At 70.1% G+C, this 17,327-nt stretch carries 23 protein-coding genes and 2 riboswitches; of the genes, 13 read left to right on the top strand and 10 right to left on the bottom strand.

Annotated elements, in window-relative coordinates; genetic code table 11:
* Positions 1–9: 9 nt before the first annotated feature.
* Positions 10–957, bottom strand: a complete 948-nt coding sequence (ispH, locus tag VEC11_RS16040; RefSeq protein ID WP_464134083.1) for a 4-hydroxy-3-methylbut-2-enyl diphosphate reductase — start codon at positions 955–957, stop codon at positions 10–12.
* A 99-nt stretch (positions 958–1,056) separates the two neighbouring features.
* Between ispH and VEC11_RS16035 the strand changes: the two genes are divergently transcribed.
* The 8 genes from VEC11_RS16035 (at position 1,057) to VEC11_RS16000 (ending at position 8,468) form a co-directional block, all read left to right on the top strand.
* On the top strand, positions 1,057–1,707 hold the full coding sequence (locus VEC11_RS16035) for a hypothetical protein (RefSeq protein ID WP_464134080.1): 651 nt from the start codon (positions 1,057–1,059) through the stop codon (positions 1,705–1,707).
* Between the two features lie 59 nt (positions 1,708–1,766).
* Positions 1,767–1,857: riboswitch (glycine riboswitch) on the top strand.
* A gap of 1 nt (position 1,858) precedes the next feature.
* Positions 1,859–1,973, top strand: a riboswitch (glycine riboswitch).
* Between the two features lie 58 nt (positions 1,974–2,031).
* On the top strand, positions 2,032–3,144 hold the full coding sequence (gcvT, locus tag VEC11_RS16030; protein WP_464134075.1) for a glycine cleavage system aminomethyltransferase GcvT: 1,113 nt from the start codon (positions 2,032–2,034) through the stop codon (positions 3,142–3,144).
* Positions 3,141–3,515, top strand: a complete 375-nt coding sequence (gene gcvH / locus VEC11_RS16025) for a glycine cleavage system protein GcvH (protein ID WP_464134068.1) — start codon at positions 3,141–3,143, stop codon at positions 3,513–3,515. Before gcvT ends, gcvH begins: the two co-directional genes overlap by 4 nt.
* A 1-nt stretch (position 3,516) precedes the next feature.
* Positions 3,517–4,287, top strand: a complete 771-nt coding sequence (locus VEC11_RS16020; RefSeq protein ID WP_464134064.1) for a class I SAM-dependent methyltransferase — start codon at positions 3,517–3,519, stop codon at positions 4,285–4,287.
* 16 nt (positions 4,288–4,303) lie between these two features.
* Positions 4,304–5,656 carry an aminomethyl-transferring glycine dehydrogenase subunit GcvPA gene (gene gcvPA, locus VEC11_RS16015; protein WP_464134058.1) on the top strand — a complete coding sequence of 451 codons (1,353 nt, stop codon included), beginning with the start codon at positions 4,304–4,306 and terminating at the stop codon, positions 5,654–5,656.
* Complete coding sequence (gcvPB, locus tag VEC11_RS16010; RefSeq protein WP_464134054.1) at positions 5,653–7,218, top strand: aminomethyl-transferring glycine dehydrogenase subunit GcvPB; 1,566 nt, start codon at positions 5,653–5,655, stop codon at positions 7,216–7,218. The genes gcvPA and gcvPB overlap by 4 nt, the downstream gene beginning before the upstream one ends.
* Before the next feature lie 18 nt (positions 7,219–7,236).
* Complete coding sequence (locus VEC11_RS16005; protein WP_464134050.1) at positions 7,237–7,869, top strand: TMEM175 family protein; 633 nt, start codon at positions 7,237–7,239, stop codon at positions 7,867–7,869.
* Positions 7,866–8,468, top strand: a complete 603-nt coding sequence (locus VEC11_RS16000) for a DUF938 domain-containing protein (protein ID WP_464134048.1) — start codon at positions 7,866–7,868, stop codon at positions 8,466–8,468. Before VEC11_RS16005 ends, VEC11_RS16000 begins: the two co-directional genes overlap by 4 nt.
* 3 nt (positions 8,469–8,471) lie before the next feature.
* Here the strand turns inward: VEC11_RS16000 and VEC11_RS15995 are convergent, their stop codons facing one another.
* The 3 genes from VEC11_RS15995 to VEC11_RS15985 are packed head-to-tail and all read right to left on the bottom strand — an operon-like array spanning position 8,472 to position 10,191.
* Positions 8,472–8,696 carry a hypothetical protein gene (locus tag VEC11_RS15995; protein ID WP_464134046.1) on the bottom strand — a complete coding sequence of 75 codons (225 nt, stop codon included), beginning with the start codon at positions 8,694–8,696 and terminating at the stop codon, positions 8,472–8,474.
* Between the two features lie 2 nt (positions 8,697–8,698).
* The gene (locus VEC11_RS15990) at positions 8,699–9,352 is read right to left on the bottom strand and encodes a phosphatase PAP2 family protein (protein WP_464134041.1); all 654 of its coding nucleotides are present in this window, start codon (positions 9,350–9,352) and stop codon (positions 8,699–8,701) included.
* On the bottom strand, positions 9,325–10,191 hold the full coding sequence (locus VEC11_RS15985; RefSeq protein ID WP_464134035.1) for a methyltransferase domain-containing protein: 867 nt from the start codon (positions 10,189–10,191) through the stop codon (positions 9,325–9,327). The genes VEC11_RS15990 and VEC11_RS15985 overlap by 28 nt, the downstream gene beginning before the upstream one ends.
* Before the next feature lie 177 nt (positions 10,192–10,368).
* On the opposite strand from VEC11_RS15985, the gene VEC11_RS15980 reads away from it, so the two are divergent.
* From VEC11_RS15980 to VEC11_RS15960, 5 genes are all read left to right on the top strand, one after another.
* On the top strand, positions 10,369–10,806 hold the full coding sequence (locus tag VEC11_RS15980; RefSeq protein ID WP_464134030.1) for a GspH/FimT family pseudopilin: 438 nt from the start codon (positions 10,369–10,371) through the stop codon (positions 10,804–10,806).
* A complete protein-coding gene (gene gspI / locus VEC11_RS15975; RefSeq protein WP_464134025.1) occupies positions 10,793–11,170 on the top strand; it encodes a type II secretion system minor pseudopilin GspI in 378 nt (125 codons plus the stop codon). The genes VEC11_RS15980 and gspI overlap by 14 nt, the downstream gene beginning before the upstream one ends.
* The gene (gspJ, locus tag VEC11_RS15970) at positions 11,170–11,769 is read left to right on the top strand and encodes a type II secretion system minor pseudopilin GspJ (RefSeq protein WP_464134019.1); all 600 of its coding nucleotides are present in this window, start codon (positions 11,170–11,172) and stop codon (positions 11,767–11,769) included. The genes gspI and gspJ overlap by 1 nt, the downstream gene beginning before the upstream one ends.
* Positions 11,766–12,752: a type II secretion system minor pseudopilin GspK gene (gene gspK / locus VEC11_RS15965; RefSeq protein WP_464134016.1), complete on the top strand. Its 987-nt coding sequence runs from the start codon at positions 11,766–11,768 to the stop codon at positions 12,750–12,752. Before gspJ ends, gspK begins: the two co-directional genes overlap by 4 nt.
* A 75-nt stretch (positions 12,753–12,827) precedes the next feature.
* Positions 12,828–13,394 (top strand): CC0125/CC1285 family lipoprotein, encoded by a 567-nt coding sequence (locus VEC11_RS15960; RefSeq protein ID WP_464134011.1) that lies wholly within the window; start codon positions 12,828–12,830, stop codon positions 13,392–13,394.
* Between the two features lie 24 nt (positions 13,395–13,418).
* On the opposite strand, the gene VEC11_RS15955 is transcribed toward VEC11_RS15960, so the two are convergent.
* Genes VEC11_RS15955 through VEC11_RS15930 form a run of 6 tightly spaced genes read right to left on the bottom strand, consistent with a single transcriptional unit; the run spans position 13,419 to position 17,263 of the window.
* On the bottom strand, positions 13,419–13,871 hold the full coding sequence (locus VEC11_RS15955) for a YHS domain-containing (seleno)protein (RefSeq protein WP_464134008.1): 453 nt from the start codon (positions 13,869–13,871) through the stop codon (positions 13,419–13,421).
* Between the two features lie 34 nt (positions 13,872–13,905).
* Positions 13,906–14,892: an alpha/beta fold hydrolase gene (locus VEC11_RS15950; RefSeq protein ID WP_464134005.1), complete on the bottom strand. Its 987-nt coding sequence runs from the start codon at positions 14,890–14,892 to the stop codon at positions 13,906–13,908.
* A gap of 8 nt (positions 14,893–14,900) precedes the next feature.
* The gene (locus VEC11_RS15945) at positions 14,901–15,386 is read right to left on the bottom strand and encodes a DoxX family protein (protein ID WP_464134002.1); all 486 of its coding nucleotides are present in this window, start codon (positions 15,384–15,386) and stop codon (positions 14,901–14,903) included.
* Between the two features lie 2 nt (positions 15,387–15,388).
* Positions 15,389–16,144, bottom strand: coding sequence for an HvfC/BufC family peptide modification chaperone (locus VEC11_RS15940; protein ID WP_464133999.1), 756 nt, complete (start codon positions 16,142–16,144; stop codon positions 15,389–15,391).
* Positions 16,137–16,976, bottom strand: a complete 840-nt coding sequence (bufB, locus tag VEC11_RS15935; RefSeq protein WP_464133995.1) for an MNIO family bufferin maturase — start codon at positions 16,974–16,976, stop codon at positions 16,137–16,139. The genes VEC11_RS15940 and bufB overlap by 8 nt, the downstream gene beginning before the upstream one ends.
* A gap of 5 nt (positions 16,977–16,981) precedes the next feature.
* A complete protein-coding gene (locus VEC11_RS15930; RefSeq protein WP_464133991.1) occupies positions 16,982–17,263 on the bottom strand; it encodes a BufA1 family periplasmic bufferin-type metallophore in 282 nt (93 codons plus the stop codon).
* Between the last annotated feature and the right edge of the window lie 64 nt (positions 17,264–17,327).

Genomic DNA, 17,327 nt, shown 5'->3' with positions numbered 1-17,327 from the left:
GGTCCGCGCTCACGCGGCTTCCAGGCCGGCGGGGAGCTTGAACACCATCCGCTCCTCGACGCCCTCGACGGGCTCCTCGGTCACCGCGAAGCGCTCGGCCAGCGCCGCGACGACCTCGCGGACGAGCACCTCCGGCGCCGAGGCCCCGGCGGTGATGCCGAGCGTGCGCACCCCGGCCAGCCAGGCGAAGTCGAGGTCGGTGCCGCGGCCGACGAGCCGGGCCCTGGTGCCCTCGCGCTCGGCGACCTCGACGAGGCGCAGCGAGTTGGAGCTGTTCGGCGCGCCGATCACCAGCAGCGCGTCGCAGCGCGCGGCGATCGCCTTCACCGCCGCCTGGCGGTTGGAGGTGGCGTAGCAGATGTCCTCGCTGCGCGGGCCCTGAATGGAGGGGAAGCGGCGCCTGAGGATCGCGACGATCTCGGCCGTATCGTCGACCGACAGGGTGGTCTGGGTGAGGAAGGCGAGCTGGTCCGGGCCGGCGGGCTCGACCGCCTCTGCGTCGGCCGCGGTCTCGATCAGGGTCATCCGCCCCTCCGGCACCTGGCCGAACGTGCCGATCACCTCGGGATGGCCGGCATGGCCGACGAACAGGATGTGGCGGCCGCGCTCGATCAGCCGCTCCGCCTGGCGGTGGACCTTGGAGACGAGCGGGCAGGTCGCGTCGAGATAGTTGAGGCCGCGCGCCTGCGCCCTGGCCGGCACCGCCTTGGGCACGCCATGCGCGGAGAAGACGACCGGCGCGCCGTCCGGCACCTTGTCAAGCTCGGGCACGAAGATCGCGCCCTTCGCCTTCAGGCTGTCGACGACGAACTTGTTGTGGACGATCTCGTGGCGGACATAGACGGGCGCGCCGTAGCGCTCCAGCGCCAGCTCGACGATGCGGATGGCGCGGTCGACGCCGGCGCAGAAGCCGCGCGGCGCGGCGATCAGCAGGGTGAGAGGGGGTTTCGCGGTCATCTGAGGTTCACTTGGGGGCGGCTCTACTCGATTGCCAGTTTGCACGAAAGCCTTGGGGCGCTAGGGAGGCGTCTCACGCACTTCTTCGGGGATTTCGCCTTGCGCCTGTTCACGTCCAAAGCGGCCGCCGCCGTCCTGTTCACTTTCGGCCTCGCCGCCTGCGCCCGCGAAGGCGACATCCAGCAAACCGGCATCCTGACCAGCTACACGGCCTGCCCGCCGGTGGCCGTGGTCGCGCCCGCCGGCGACGTCACCCTGTTCGATCCGGCCGGCAGCACCGATGCCAATGCGATCGACGTGGTCGCGAACATCACCAACGTCCGCTCGACCTGCACCGGCACCGACGTCGGCGAGAACATCATCACCGAGGTGACCTTCGACATCCAGGCCCGCCGCCGCGACAATCGCGGCGCGCGCAGCGTGACCCTGCCCTATTTCACGACCATCGTGCAGGGGAACACCAATGTCGTGGCGAAGCGAATCCGGCAGGTGACGCTCACCTTCGCCGACGGCGCCTACCGGACGAGCACCTCCGGAGCCGCGACCTCGCGCGTGCTGCGCTCCGCCGCCACCCTGCCGGAGGACATCCGCCGCCAGATCACCCGCGAGCGGCGCCCCGGCGCGGCCGACGCCGCGATCGACCCGATGTCCGATCCCGCCGTCCGCGCCGCCGTGGAGCGGGCCCGCTTCGAGGTGCTGCTCGGCTTCGAGCTGACCCCGGACCAGCTCCGCTACAACGCCACGCGCTAGCCGGCGCGCTGGGCGATTGACTCCTTCGGGCCGAGCGCCCACAGCAGCGCCCGTCCGTTAAAGGACGCGCGGGAGAGGGTCGCGCCTGCCGTGACCGCCGAAGGAGCAACCGCCCCGGAATCTCTCAGGCAGAAGGACCGCGCGTTCAGGACACTCTGGAAAGCGTCCGCCGTCGCCTTCGGCTATGGCGGACCACCGAAGGGGTAACCCACCTTCGCCCTGGCGGGCGATGGCGGGGAAAGCTCTCAGGTCCCGGTGACAGAGGGGGTATTGGAACCATCCGGCCGCTCATGCGGTCGGACCGATACGTCCGGAGCCGGCCTCATGAGCGAGAACGACCAAGCCCTTCCCCTCGACAGCTGGCACAGGAGCCGCGGCGGCCGCATGGTGCCCTTCGCCGGCTATGCAATGCCCGTCCAATATGAGGGCATCATCGCCGAGCATAAGTGGACGCGCGAGAGCGCCGGTCTGTTCGATGTCAGCCATATGGGTCAGCTGATCATCGGCGGCGCGGAGGCGGAGAAGGGGCTGGAGAGCCTGCTTCCGGCGGACCTCACCCTGCTGAAGGACGGGCGGCTGCGCTATTCGCTGCTGCTCAACGACGAGGGCGGGATCATTGACGATTTGATGGTCACGCGGCGCGGCAATCATTTCTACATGGTCGTCAACGGCGCCACCAAGGCGGGCGACATCGAGCATCTCGAGGCCCGGCTGCCGCGCGGGGCCGTGCTCGACCATATGAAGGACCAGGCGCTGCTCGCTTTGCAGGGACCCAAGGCGGCGGCCGCCCTGTCGCGGCTCGCGCCGGGCGTCGAGCAGCTTGCCTTCATGACCGGCGGGGCCTTCGAGATCGGCGGGGCGAAGGCCTGGATCAGCCGCTCGGGCTATACCGGCGAGGACGGCTATGAAATCTCGATCCTCGCCCGCGACGCCGAGATGGTGGCGACCCTGCTCACCGACCAGGACGAGGTGAAGCCGATCGGCCTCGGCGCGCGTGATTCGCTGCGGCTGGAGGCGGGGCTGCCGCTCTACGGCCACGACCTCGACCAGCATACGACGCCGGTCGAGGCGGACCTGGCTTTCGCTCTGTCGAAGCGCCGCCGGGCCGAGGGCGGCTTCCCCGGCTGGCACCGGATCGCCAGGGAGCTGGAGGAAGGCGCGATCCGCAAGCGCGTCGGCCTGTCGGTCGAGGGCCGCCAGCCCGTCCGCGAGGGTGCGCTCGTCCTCGACGGCGACGGCAACGAGGTCGGCAAGGTCACGTCCGGGGGTTTTTCCCCGTGCCTCGAGGCGCCGATCGCCATGGCCTATGTGCCATGGGATGCCGCTGCGCCGGGCACGGCGATCACGCTCGAATCGCGCGGCAAGCTCTTCACCGGCACGGTCACGCCGATGCCGTTCGTTCCGCATCGCTACCAGCGCAAGGGAGGCGCCGCATGACCGTCTATTATACGAAAGAGCATGAGTGGGTCCGGGTCGAGGGCGACCAGGCCACGGTCGGAATCACCGACTTCGCGCAAGGGCAGCTCGGCGACGTCGTCTTCGTCGAGGTGCCGGACGCCGGCAAGGCCGTCAGCAAGGGCGACGAGGCCGCGGTCGTCGAATCGGTCAAGGCCGCCTCCGACGTCTACGCGCCGGTCTCGGGCACGGTGTCCGAGGGCAACCAGGCGGTGGTCGACGAGCCGAGCCTGGTGAACAGCGATCCGGAAGGCGAGGGCTGGTTCTTCAAGCTCACCCTTTCCGACAATCACGAGCTCAGCGAGCTGATGAACGCCGACCAGTACCGGGCCTATTGCGACGAGCAGGGATAAGATGGTCAACACCGCCAACCGCTGGTCCGCCGCCGATTATGCGAAGAATGCCGCCTTCGTGCCGCGGCTCGGCGACGCGGTGTTGCAATTGCTCGATCCCAGGCCCGGCGAGCTGATCCTCGATCTCGGCTGCGGCGACGGCGTGCTCACCGAGCGGATCGTCGAGGCGGGTGCCCGGGTGATCGGGCTCGACAGCTCGGCGGAGATGGTCGAGGCGGCGCGGGCGCGCGGCATCGACGCCTTCGTCGCGGACGCCGAAACCATGGACGTCGAGCGGTTCGGGCAGTTCGATGCGGTCTTCTCGAATGCCGCCTTGCACTGGATGCTCGATCCCGACGCCGTAGCCACCGGCATTTTCGGGGCGCTCAGGGACGGCGGCCGCTTCGTCGGCGAGATGGGCGGCGAGGGCAATCTGCTCACGCTCCGGACGGCGCTCCGCAAGGAGCTGACCCTTCGCGGCTACACGATGCCGGACAAGGATCCGTCCTGGTATGCCGGCGTCGAGGAATTCTGCCGGCTCTACGTCACCGCGGGCTTCTGCGACATTCATGCCGAGCTGATCCCGCGCCCGACGCCTCTGCCGGGCGGCGCCGCCGACTGGGTGCGGACCTTCCGCGCCGGGGTGATGGACGTGGCGATGGTGCCCGAATGGGAGCGCGCCGACATCGCCGCCGCCGTCGAGGCGCGCGTGGCGCCTGTGCTGCAGCAGCCGGACGGCAGCTGGAACGCGGATTATGTGCGGCTCCGCTTCGCGATGCGGAAGCCGGATTAGGAGTGGGGAACAGACCTTGCGCTATCTACCTTTGAGCGATGCCGACCGGAGCGAGATGCTTCGCGTGATCGGCGCCAAGTCGATCGACGATCTCTTCACCGACGTGCCCGCGGCGGCGCGGCTTTCGGGGACGATTGCTGGTCTGCCGGACCACGCGTCCGAGCTCAGCGTCGAGCGCCAGCTCGGCGCGCTCGCCCGGCAGAATATCGCGGCGGGGGAGGTGCCCTTCTTCATCGGCTGCGGCGCCTATCGCCACCATATCCCGGCCAGCGTCGACCATATCATCCAGCGCGGCGAGTTTCTGACCAGCTACACGCCCTATCAGCCCGAGATCGCGCAGGGCACCTTGCAATGCCTGTTCGAATTCCAGACCCAGGTCGCGCGCCTCTATGGCTGCGACGTCGCCAACGCCTCCATGTATGACGGCTCGACCGCCTGCTGGGAGGCGATCGCCATGGCCGGCCGCGTCACGCGGCGGAAGAAGGCGGTGCTCTCGAGCGGCCTGCATCCGCATTATGTCTCGCTCGCCAAGACGATGGCGAAGTTCACCGGCGACACCCTGCTCCACGCCCCGCCCTCGCTGACCGCGGAGCTCGACGTCGACACCCTGGCGGTGGACGGCGAGACCAGCTGCGTCGTCGTCCAGTATCCCGACATTCTCGGCCGCATCGCCGACCTCTCCGCTCTTGCCGCCAAGTGCCAGGCCGCGGGCGCGCTGCTCGTGGTCGTGAACACTGAGCCGGTCGCGCTCGGCGCGATCAGGGCGCCCGGCGAGATGGGCGCCGACATCGTCGTCGGCGAGGGCCAGTCGATCGGCGTCGGCCTGCAGTTCGGCGGGCCCTATTGCGGCCTGTTCGCGACCCGCGAGAAATATGTGAGGCAGATGCCTGGCCGGCTGGCCGGCGAGACGCAGGATGCGGAAGGCAAGCGCGGCTTCGTGCTCACCCTCTCCACCCGCGAGCAGCATATCCGGCGCGAGAAGGCGACCTCGAACATCTGCACCAGCTCCGTGCTCTGCGCGCTCGCCTGGACCGCGCACATGACCCTGCTCGGCGAGAAGGGCCTCAGGCAGCTCGCCGCGCTCAACCATGGCAAGGCGGTGGCCGCGGCCGACCGGCTGGCGCGGGTGCCGGGCGTGAGCCTGGTCAATGACGCCTTCTTCAACGAATTCACGCTGCGGCTGTCCAGGGAGGCACGGCCCGTCGTCCGCACCCTCGCCGAGCGGCGGATCCTCGCGGGCGTCTCGCTCGGCCGGCTCTATCCGGGCGAGGCGGAGCTGGAGAACGGCCTGGTCGTCGCGGTGACCGAAACAACCACGGAGGAGGATGTCGAGACCTTTGCGTCCGCGCTCGAGGAGGTGCTGGCATGACGATCAACCAGAGCGGCTGGCGGCCGACCGCCCCCGACGCCTCCGAGGAGGCGCCCGCCACCTTCACCGGCAACCGCGCCTTGATGCTGGAAGAGCCCCTGCTCTTCGAGATCGGCGACACGCAGACCACCGGCGTGGACTTCGCCGAAGTGCCGAAGGGCGCCTCGCGCCTCGGCGGACTCGAGCGCAACCGCGACATCGGCCTGGCCGGCCTCTCCGAGCCGGAGACGGTGCGCCATTATACCCGCCTCAGCCGGCAGAATTACGCCATCGATCTCGGCGTCTTCCCGCTCGGCAGCTGCACGATGAAGCATAATCCGCGGCTCAACGAGAAGGTCGCGCGCATGCCGGGCTTCGCCGACATCCACCCGCTGCAGCCGGTCGACACCGTGCAGGGGGCGCTGGCGCTGATCGACCAGCTGGCGGGCTGGCTCATCAGGCTGACCGGCATGCACAGCGTCGCGATGAGCCCCAAGGCGGGCGCGCATGGCGAATTGTGCGGCCTGCTCGCGATCCGCTCGGCGCTCGAGGCGCGGGGCGACGCGCGCGAGGTCATCCTGGTACCGGAGAGCGCGCACGGCACCAACCCCGCCACCGCCGCCTTTGCCGGCTACCGCGTCGAGAACATCCCGGCGACCGAGGCGGGCCGGGTGGACGTGGCGGCGCTGAAGGCGCGGCTCGGGCCTGACGTGGCGGGGGTGATGATCACCAACCCGAACACCTGCGGCCTGTTCGAGCCGGACATGATCGAGATCTCGGCGGCCGTGCACGAAGCGGGCGGGCTGGTCTATTGCGACGGCGCCAATTTCAACGCGATCGTCGGCCGGGTGCGCCCGGGCGACCTTGGCATCGACGCCATGCACATCAACCTCCACAAGACCTTCTCGACGCCGCATGGCGGCGGCGGGCCGGGCTCCGGGCCGGTGGTCTTCTCGGAAGCGCTGTCGCCCTTCGCGCCGCTGCCGTTCGTGGAGAAGCGCGGAGACTCCTACGTGCTGGTCGAGGAGGAAACGGCGGACGCGGAGCATAGCCGCAGCTTCGGCCGGATGACCGCCTTCCACGGCCAGATGGGCATGTTCACCCGCGCGCTGAGCTACATCCTCAGCCACGGCGCCGACGGCCTCCGCCAGGTGGCGGAAGATGCCGTGCTCAACGCCAATTACGTGCTCCGCAGCCTCGACGGCGTGCTCGACGCGCCGTTCGGCACCAGCGGCCCCTGCATGCACGAGGCCCTGTTCAGCGACCGCGACTTCGGCGGCGACCTCTCGACGCTCGACCTCGCCAAGGCGCTGATCGACGAGGGCTTCCATCCGATGACCATGTACTTTCCGCTCGTGGTCCATGGCGCGATGCTCGTCGAGCCCACCGAGACCGAGAGCAAGGCGACCCTGGACCAGTTCATCGGCGCGCTGCGCAGCGTCGCGCAGCGGGCGAAGGCCGGCGACCAGAGCCTTAAGGCGGCCCCGGTCCACGCGCCGCGCCGCCGGCTCGACGAAACGCTGGCGGCAAGGAAGCCGGTGCTCGTATACCGGGAGCCGGCACAGGCCGAAGCGGCCGAATAAGGTCGCGCTGGGGGGCGGATGACGACGAGCCGGCTGGACAATTTCACCGACGCGGCCTTCGCCTTCGCGGTGACCCTGCTCGTGATCGGGGGCACCGAGGCGCCGACCAGCGTGGACATGCTGAACGCGGCCCTGGCCGAGGTGCCGACCTTCGCGATCGGCTTCGCGATCGTCGCCATGTTCTGGTTCGCCCATGTCCGCTGGCGCCGCTACCGGGGCGAAGGCGACGGCCTCTCGGCCTTCCTCACCGTGCTGCTCGTCTTCCTGGTGATGATTTACATCCAGCCGCTCCGCGCCATGGCCCGCTCGCTCAGCACCTTCCTCGGCGGCAGCGGCACGCCCTTTTCGGGCGACGTCGGCGATCTCTTCCTGATCTATGGTGCGGGTTTCGTGGCGATGGCGCTGACCACGGCGGGCCTGTTCGCGGAAGCGCGGCGCAACCCGGACCTCGCGCCGGCCGAGGCGCATGCGGTCGTCGGTGAGCTCAGAATCTGGCTGATCCTCGTCGCGACGGGCCTCGTCTCCATCCTGCTTTCCCTGTTCGAGCGGACCGAGGATTTCGCGCCGCTCGTCTATGCGACCCTGCCGCTGTCCATCGGCCTTTTCGTCTGGCGCTACGACTGGGACGGGAGGAAGGCGGCGAAGGAATGAGCGACGACCGCCGCTCCGCACCGCACGTCGCGCGCAATGCGGCGCCGATCGCCGACGTGCTGCGCGAGATCCTGCCGGCGCGCGGGCTGGTGCTGGAGCTGGCGAGCGGGACGGGCGAGCATATCCTCCATTTCGCGGCGGACTTCCCGAAACTGCTCTGGCAGCCGAGCGATCCGGACCCGGTGGCCCTGCGCTCGATCGAGGCCTGGCGCGCGGAGAGCGGCCTGTTCAACCTGCTTCCGCCCGTCTCGCTCGACGCGCGGTCGGCTGACTGGCCGGTGCCCGCGGCCGACGCGATCCTCTGCATCAACATGGCCCATATCAGCCCCTGGTCCGCGACTCGGGGCGTGCTGCGCGGGGCGGGGCGGCTGCTCGGCGAGGGCGCGCCGCTCTATTTCTACGGGCCCTGGCGCCGCGCCGGCGTCGAGACGGCGCCGAGCAACGAGGCGTTCGACGAGAGCCTCAGGGCGCGCGATCCAGAATGGGGGCTGCGCGAGCTGGAGGCGGTCGCCGCCGAGGCGGAGACGCACGGTCTCGGGCTCGAGCGGGTCGTCGAGATGCCGGCGAACAACATCTCGGCCATCTTCCGGAAGGGCTGAGCTCTAGTCGCGGTTCGGCAGGTTCGGCGCGTCGCCGTCGCGCGGCTTGTCGCTCTTGTGCAGGCGGGTGACGGCGTCGCCCTCGCCCCCCGCCTGGCCGACCTCATGCTCCTCCTCCGCCCGCGCGGCCAGGTCGCGCTGGAGATTGCCGCCGGAGGTTCCGCCGTGGGACGGGGCCGGCTCCGCATCGTCGATCACGGCGCTGTCGTCGGGGCGCTGCTTGTCCATCGTCATTCTCCTTCGGCGGAAGAATGAGCGGGCCGGGCCTGCGTTCCGGCGCCGGTCAACGGGACGCCCAGCAGACGCGACCAAAAGAGCATCCAGAACAAGGCGAGCGCCCAGCCGCCGATCACGTCGCTCGGCCAGTGGACGCCGAGCATCGGCCGGCTCAGGCCGACGGCGAGGGCGATGACCAGCGCCCCGGCGATCGCCCAGCGCCGGCGCGGGCCCTCGACGACGAGCAGGGCCAGGCTGAGCCAGATCAGCAGCGAATTGGCGCTGTGGCCGCTGGGGAAGGCATAGGACTGGACCGCGACCAGATGCTGGTCGTGCGGGCGCAGCCGTCCGAACCAGTTCTTCTGCAGCTCGACGAACAAAGGTCCGCTGGTGACGAGCAAAGCCAGCAGCAAGGCGCGCCGGCCCTCGCCCCGCGCCAGCAGGGCGACCAAGCCGAGCAAGGTGAAGCCGACCAGCACCGGATAGGCGCCGAGATGGGTGATCGCGCCGGCAATGGCGTAGCGCAGCGGCGCGCCCGCATCGTAGAGCGCGTCGAGGATGGCGCGGTCGGCGCCGGTGCCGCCCAGCCAGAGCATCGCGCCCCAGATCAGGGCGAGCGCCGCCAGCGCGATGGCCGGCCTCAGGACTGCGCGCGAACCGCCGACCATGATGCTCCCGACCCGGTGCCCGTCATCCGGTCGCCCTCGACAATGCCCTCATAAACCTGGCGGCCGCGGCCGAGATTGGCGATGAAGCGGATCGCCGTCCCGTTCAGCCGGCCCTGCTCGATGCGGCCGTCCTCGTTGACCGTGCCGGTGAAGCGCTGGAATTCCTGGCTGATGCTGAGCGGCACGGCGCGGCCATTGTCGGTCAGCGTCCAGCGGCCGTCGACGCGGGCGGGCACGGTCCACAGGAAGACGTTGGATCTGCCGACGCGGCGGCGCTGGTCGTAGCGCCACTCGCCCATGTCATAATCATGGCTCACCACCCGCGTGCCCGGGCGCATCTGCGACAGGATGCGCGGCCGCAGCCGGAGATTGACCTCGGGCGTGAGGTAGAGGGTCAGGATGTCCGCTTCCTGCAGCGGCGTCTCGAACAGGTCCTGCCGGCGGAAGCTGACGAGGCCGGTAACGCCGGCCGCGCGCGCATTGCGGTTCGCCTCCTCGATCCGCGCCGGATCGATGTCGACGCCGAGGCCGCGCGCGCCGTTGGAGCGGGCCGCGGCGATCAGGATGCGGCCGTCGCCGGAGCCGAGGTCGATGACATAATCATCGGGCCTGAGGCGGGCGAGGCTCAGCATCGCGTCCACCACCTGCGTGTCGCTCACGACATAGGGTGCGTCGAGCCGGGGTGGCGCCGACCAGGCCGCCGGATTGAAGGCGTTCGCCACCTCGCGGCGCTCCTCGCGCTGCGGATTGAAATAGCGGATGGCGAGGACGACGAGGAGGATCAGAAGCGCCGCGCCCGCACCGTAGACCAGCGCGCGCGCGAACGGACGGTTCGGCATTCGGGGCTCCATCTTGGCCGATCCCCCTTTCCCTGTCCGCGAAGGAATGTCACCACCCAAACGGTGCAAAGTCCCAAACCAGACCCGAACCGGGACGAACCGGGCGCGGCATGCGGCGGATGGGCTGCCGCGGTGTCACTTTCGTGACATGCGCGCCTTGCTAAGGCTCCGCCGGCCATGATGCGACCGCGGCGAAAGGAGAGGGGGTTCACGCTCGTCGAGCTGATGGTGGTGCTCGTCATCATCGGCCTGGCGGGCGCGGCGGTGATGCTGGCTTTGCCGGAGGCGGGGGGAAGCCTCACCGGCGAGGCCGAGCGCTTCGCGGCGCGGGCCAATGCGGCGCGCGACACAGCGATCCTCGAATCCCGGCCTGTCGCGCTGCAGATCGGGCGCGGCGGCTATGAAGTGGCGCGGCGCGTGGGCGGCGTCTGGCGGACCGAGGCCCGCTACGGCTGGGCGGAACGGACCGTCCCGGACGTCGCCGGACAGAGCGAGGCCAGCATCCGCTTCGATTCCACCGGCTTCGCCGAGCCCGCGCGGGTCACGCTGCGGCGCGGCGACGACCGGGCGGCGGTCGACATCAGCGGCGACGGCGGCGTCCATGTCGTCCGCTAGGCGCGCCGAGCAGGGTTTTACCCTGATCGAGATGCTGGTGGCGCTCGCCATCTTCAGCCTGGCCGCCCTGGCGCTGCTGAGGCTCGGCGGCGCGACCGCGACGAACAGCGCCAGCCTCTCCGACCAGGCGATCGCTCAGCTGGTCGCGCGAAACGTCGCGGTCGAGACGCTCAGCGATCCGCAGCCCCCGGCCTTCGGAGTAAGTCAGGGCGACGCGGTGAATGGCGGGCGGCGCTGGCGCTGGACCCGCACGGTCAGCCGCTCGCCCGAGGCGCGCATCCAGCAGATCGAGATCGCCGTGCAGCCCGAGGCGGGCGGCCCGGGCCGCGCCTCGCTGACCATCTTCCGCCGGGGACCGGTCTGATGCGCGGGCCGCGGGACGCCGAGGCGGGCTTCACGCTCGTGGAGATGCTGATCGCCCTGGTGATCTTCGGCATGATCACCGCTGCCGGGGTCACCCTGCTGACGCTGACCGTGCGGACCCGGGATTCCGCCGAGCGGCTGCTCGACAATGTCGGCGCCCTGCGCCGGACCGATGCCTTGCTCAACGCCGACCTCGCCCAGGCCGCGCCCCGCATCCGCCGCGACGGCGACGGCCGGCCCGGGCCCGCCTTCACCGGCGGCAATGGCGGCGAGGCCTTGCTGCTGGCCTTGGTGCGGCGCGGCTGGGAGGACGAGACGGCCCTCCGCTCGTCCCTGCAGCGGGTCGAATATCGGCTGCGGGACGGACGGCTCGAGCGCTGGCGCTACGATGCGGTGGACGGGGCGGGGCGCGCCGTCGCCATGCCCCTGCTGCAGGGCGTGCGCCGGGTGCAGCTGCGCTACCGCGATCGGGATGGTAACTGGCGCGACCGCTGGGACCCGACCGATCCCGCGCGGCTGCCCGTGGCGGTCGAGCTGGTCAGCGACAGCGAGGGACAGGGAGAGGTGCGCCAGCTCTTCCTGGTCGGGGGCGGCCGGTGAAGCGGCAGATCCCCAAGCGGGAGCGCGGCGCCGCCTTGCTGGCGGTGCTGCTGCTGGTCGCGGTGACCGGCGCGATCGCCGCCTCGATGGTGGAGGGGCTGCGCCTCTCCCGCGCCGTCGCCGTCAATGCCACGGCGCGGGATCAGGGCCGCCTGTTCGCGGACGGAGTCGAGCAGCTCGCCCTGCTCACCATCGACGACCGTATCCTGGAGAGCCCGGAGCGGACCACCCTGGCCGGCGGCTGGAACGGCGCGACCCGGACCATCCAGCTGCCCGGCGGGGGCAGCGCCGACGTCACCGTCCGCGACGGCGGCAATTGCTTCAACGTCAACAGCGTCGTCGACGGCCAGCCCGGCCGGCCCCTGGTCCGCCGGGCGTCGGGCGTCGGCCAGTTCATGGGGCTGATGATCGCGCTCGAGGTGCCGGAGCCGGACGCGCGGCGGATCGCCGAGGCGGCGGCCGACTGGGTGGACAGCGACGCCGTGCCGGGCCCCGGCGGTGCTGAGGACGAGGCCTATGCCGCGGGGCCCACGCCCTACCGGACCGGCAACACCCTGCTCGCCGACCCGGGCGAGGTGCGTGCGCTCGCCGGGATGACGGCCGACATCTATGCGCGGCTCCGGCCCTGGCTCTGCGCGCTGCCGGTCAATGATCTCTCGCCGCTCAACATCAACACGTTGAGCCTCGAGCAGGCGCCTTTGCTGGCGATGCTCGCCCCGGGCCAGATCACGCTGGAGCGCGCCCGCCGCGTGCTCGCCCGGCGTCCCTCCGGCGGCTGGGCCAACCAGGTCGAATTCTGGCGCGTCGAGGCGATGAGCGAGCTGAACGTGCCGCTCGACGTGCAGGTCCAGCCGCAGCTCAGGACCAACTGGTTCACGCTCGACGTGCAGGTGCGCCTGATGGAGAGCGAATATCGGGAGAATGTGCTGGTCGACGCCCGGCTTCAGCCCTCGCGCGTGGTCCAGCGCCGCTGGACCGAATGAGCCGCTCAGGAACCCGTCTGCGCGCTCAATCGTTTCACCGACACGACAATTCACCGGTTTCCCTTGGAGGCGGCCATGCCCCGGCCCAGATCGATCCGCACCCTGTTCGTCGCGCTTGCCGGCGCGGCCCTGCTCGGCGGCTGCATGACGGCGACGCCCTATCAGCCGCTCGACGCGACCAGCACGAGGGGCGGTTTCACCGACGTCCGGCTCGCCGCGAATCGCTATCGCGTGACCTTTGCCGGCAACAGCATGACCTCGCGCGAGCGGGTGGAAACCTATCTGCTCTTCCGGGCGGCCGAGCTGACCCGCGAGCGGGGCTTTGACGGCTTCACGATCGTCGACCGGGCGACCGACCGCAACGTGGAGACCCGGGTCTACCAGGATCCGTTCGGCCCCGGCCGCTATCGCTGGTGGCGGCCTTATTGGCGCTATCGGGGCGCGTTCGGCTGGCGGCGCTGGGACCCGTGGTTCGGCGACCCGTTCTGGGCCAATGACATCGACGTGCGGACCGTCCAGCAATTCGAGGCCAGCGCCGAGATCGTGATGTTCCGGGGCAATCGCGCCGACGACAAGAGCTTCAACGCGCGCGAGGTGATCGAGAATCTCGGCCCGACGATCGAATTGCCGCGCGAGCGCTGAGCGGCGGCGCCGTGGCGCCCGCCATCAGCGATTCTCCGCCGTCGCCAGCACCCGAGGCCAGTTGGCGTGTCCGCGCGCGATTGCGCTGGCCAGGTCCGCCTCCCAGAGCGCCTTCGCGCGCCGGTTGAAGTTGAGGTAGAGGCGGCCATCGACGATGCGCCAGACCTGGGGATCGCCGGGGGCAATATAGTTCTGGCTGATCGCCCAGGCGCAATAGCCGCCGAAGGCCGGGGCAAAGGCCGCCGGGTTCGCTTCAAAGCGGGCGCGCGAGGCGGCGGAGGCGAAGCGCCAGGTGGCGCCGTTCCAGCGCAGCTCAAAATTGGCGGAGCCGGCGACCGGGCGGCCTTCGGTGAAATAGCCGACCGGGTCGTAGCCGCCGATGGCGACCCCCTCGACGGTGGAAACTGACGGCGCCGGACTGGCCGAGGCCAGTGCCGGAACGCCGAGTGCGAACAGCAAGGCGAACAGGATACGCATGGACTTTCTCCTGGGGGCTAAACGGGACTGTGGGTCAGGCACGGAGGCGCCGGGCGAGGAAGTCGCGGATCAGCCGGGCCGCAATCGGGCCGTGCGTCTCCAGCAGGAAGTGGCTGCCGTCGAGCAGATGAAGCTCGGCATTCGGCACGTCGCGCCCGAAGGCGCGGGCGCCGGCGACGGTAAAGAAGGGGTCGTTGCGCCCCCAGAGCACGAGCGTCGGGGGGAGCCGCTCGCGCAGAAAGGCCTGGAAGGCGGGATAGAGCGCAACGTTGGTCCGATAGTCGCCGAACAGGTCGATCTGGACTTCGGCATTGCCGGCGCGGGAGAGCTTCACCCAGTCCAGCGTCCAGCTGTCGGGCGCCAGCCGCTCCAGCTGCTCCGCGCGGACGCCGGCCGTATATTGCCGGCGCGTGCCTTCCTCGCCCAGCCAGCCCTGCAGCACGGCCCGGTTGGCCGGCGAGGGATCGGCCCAATAGGCACGCAGCGGATCCCAGGCCGCGCTCAGGCCTTCTTCATAGGCATTGCCGTTCTGGGTGATCAAAGCGGTCACCCGCTCCGGGCGCAGCAGGGCAAGGCGCAGGCCGACCGGCGCGCCATAATCCTGGATGTAGAGCGCGTAGCGGGAGAGGCCGATCGCATCGGTGAATCCCGCCATCGCCTCCGTCAGCGCGGCGAAGCTGTAAGTGTAGGCGGTTCGATCCCGGAAGCTGCTGTAGCCGAAGCCCGGATAATCGGGCGCGATCACCCGGTAGCGATCCGCCAGCGCCGGGATCAGGTGGCGGAACATGTGGGACGAGGTGGGGAAGCCGTGGAGCAGGAGAAGGACGGGCGCATTCGTCCGCCCGGCCTCGCGATAGAAGATGTCGAGGTCGCCGACGCGGACCTTCCGGTGCCGGGTGACGAGATGGTCGAGCGACGCAGGATCGGGCATGACGGGTTCCCGGACGACAGCGGCGGCCGGCTGGGCGCCGAGGGCGAGGAGGCCCCCGGCGCCGAGCTTCAGGGCGGAGCGGCGGTTCATGGTCCGGCTCAGGGGATGCGGACGAGGCGGTCGAGCGAGAGCCTGCCGCCGCCCATGGCGATGATCGGCAGCATCAGGCCGAGCCAGGAGAGATGGGTCGGCCAGGCGTCGGGATAGACGAAGAGCTGGATGACCAGGGTCATGCCAAGCAGCGCTGCCGCCGAGAAGCGGGTGAACAGGCCGAGCACGAGCAGGATGGGGAAGAGATGCTCGGCGATCGTCGCCGCGTAGGCGGCGTGGACCGGGTTGAGGAACGGCAAGGCGTAGTCCGTCTCGAACAGATAGAAAGTGGTGTCGGTCAGCGTGAACCAGCCCTCCACCTTGGTCCGGCCGGACAGGAAGAAGATCGCGGCGAGGCCGAGCCGCTGGACGAGGAGGATGAGATCGACGGGCAGCGCCTTCTCGCCGATGCCGGCGAAGAGGGCGAAGGGACCGCGGCGGCGGGCCGGCGCGGCGGGTTCCGGGACGGTTTCGGTGCGGATGATCGAGGCCATGTTCAGTTCCTTTCGAGAGAGGCGGGCCGAGCGAGAGCGCCGGCATTGACGAGGGCGGCGAAGGCGGAGGCGATGTCCGCCTCGGGATAAGTGGAGGCAGTCGCGGCGGCGGCCTCGCCGGCCGTCTCGCCCAGCCGGAGGCCGAAGATCATCCGGTGCATTGGCGCATCGAGCGCGTGGACCTCGAGAATGCCGCTGGGCCGGGTGACGAGCACGCCTTCGGCGCGCCATTCCGGCGACAGGGTCTCGAAACCGGGCGTCTCGTGATGCGCGCGCCAAATGGTGAGCGCCGGCGTCTGCAGCCAGGCGATGCGTGTCGCCGGATGCGGGCGGAGGCGCAGCGCCGGCCAGTGTTCCGTTCCCAGCCCGGCAAGATCGGCGAGGCCGAGCGCGGACGCGTCGGCCGCCATATGGGCCTCGGTGCGGAGCCGCTCGATCGCCGCCACGTCGGGGAGATAGGGCAGGTCCGCGATCCATGGCTGCGCGGCCAGGAAAGCGGGGAAGGCCGGGCCGTAGCCGAGCAGGACGGGGTCGCTCGCCGGGTGATGGCGTGCGAACGCGAAAGCCGTCTCGACAAACAGGGCGTCGCCCAGCAGCTCGCCGACCACGGGATAGTTCGCACGCAGCGTCTCGGCCAGCGCAACCGGCGTGGTGTTGCGATAGACCGCGAAGCCGGGCTGGCCCTCGAGCGTGCCGCGCGTGCGCGTACCGCACATCGCCGTGGCGAAGGCGAGCTGGAAGGTGGCGAGATCAGGCATAGCGGACCTGCTGGCGCGGCGTGCGCATCAGTGCGGCGGCGCGCTCGCGCTCGACCATCAGCTCGGCAAAGGACGGCAGGTTGCCGTCGCGCTCGATCAGGGTGGGGACGGGGCCGGTGCGATCCAGCAAATCATCGTAGAGCGCCCAGACCTGCTCGGAGACGGGCGAGTCATGGCTGTCGATCAGCAGCGCATCGCCATGTTCCGGGTCGGGCCGATGGCCGGCGAGATGGATCTCGCCGATCGCGTCGACCGGCAGCGCGTCGAGATAGAGATAGGGGTCGAAGCCGAGATTGTTGGCGCTCACCACGACGTTGTTCACGTCGACGAGCAGGCGGCACCCCGTCTTCTTCGCGAGCTGGCGCAGGAAATCCGTCTCGCTGAAATCATGGCCGTCCAGCGCGACATAGAGCGAGGGATTCTCGATCATGATCTGCCGGCCGAGCGCATGCTGGACGATGTCGATGTTGCGCGCGACGCGCAGCAGGGCCTCCAGCGTGCGCGGGAAAGGCAGCAAGTCGGGAAAGCAGGTCGTCCCCTCGCGCGACCAGGCGAGATGCTCGGAGACGAACATCGGCTTGTACTCATCGACCAGCTTCTTCAGCCGGGCCAGGTGAACCCGGTCGGGTTCTGCGGCGCCGGCGAGGCTGAGGCCGACGCCGTGAAAGGAGAGGGGCCGCGCCTCGCGAAGCGCGCGGAGCATCGCGAGCCGCGGCCCTCCGTCCACCATGTAATTTTCAGGGTGGACTTCGAACCACAACCCGGCCGCCGGCTCGGCGAGAGCCTCGTCGAAATGGCAGGGCTTGAAGCCAAGGCCGGCGGTCGGGGTCATGGCTTTTACCGGTTCACGGGGGTGAGGGAGCCCGGCCCGCGCGGGGTCTGGATGCGGGTGCAGGTGCCGCGCGCGACATATTTCCAGGCATTGCCCTGATAATTGCGCACCGACGTGCCGGCGCAGCTTGTGCCGGGGCCGGCGGCGCAGTCATTCTGGTGCGCCAGGCTGATCCCGTAGCACTTGTCCATGTTCGGCTGCGGCCGGACCGGCTGGGCGCTCGCGGCGCTGGCCGCGACGACGGCGGTGAGGACGGCCGCGGCAGCGGCGATCTGGGTGGACTTCATCTTGATCAACTCCTGTTCGGGTTCGGGGCGCCGCGGACCGGGGGCGGGCCTTGGCGTGGCTCAG

Source organism: Allosphingosinicella sp. (assembly GCF_035626655.1).
In the GTDB taxonomy this organism is placed as follows: domain Bacteria; phylum Pseudomonadota; class Alphaproteobacteria; order Sphingomonadales; family Sphingomonadaceae; genus Allosphingosinicella.
This window is presented reverse-complemented; position numbering and strand designations above follow the sequence as displayed.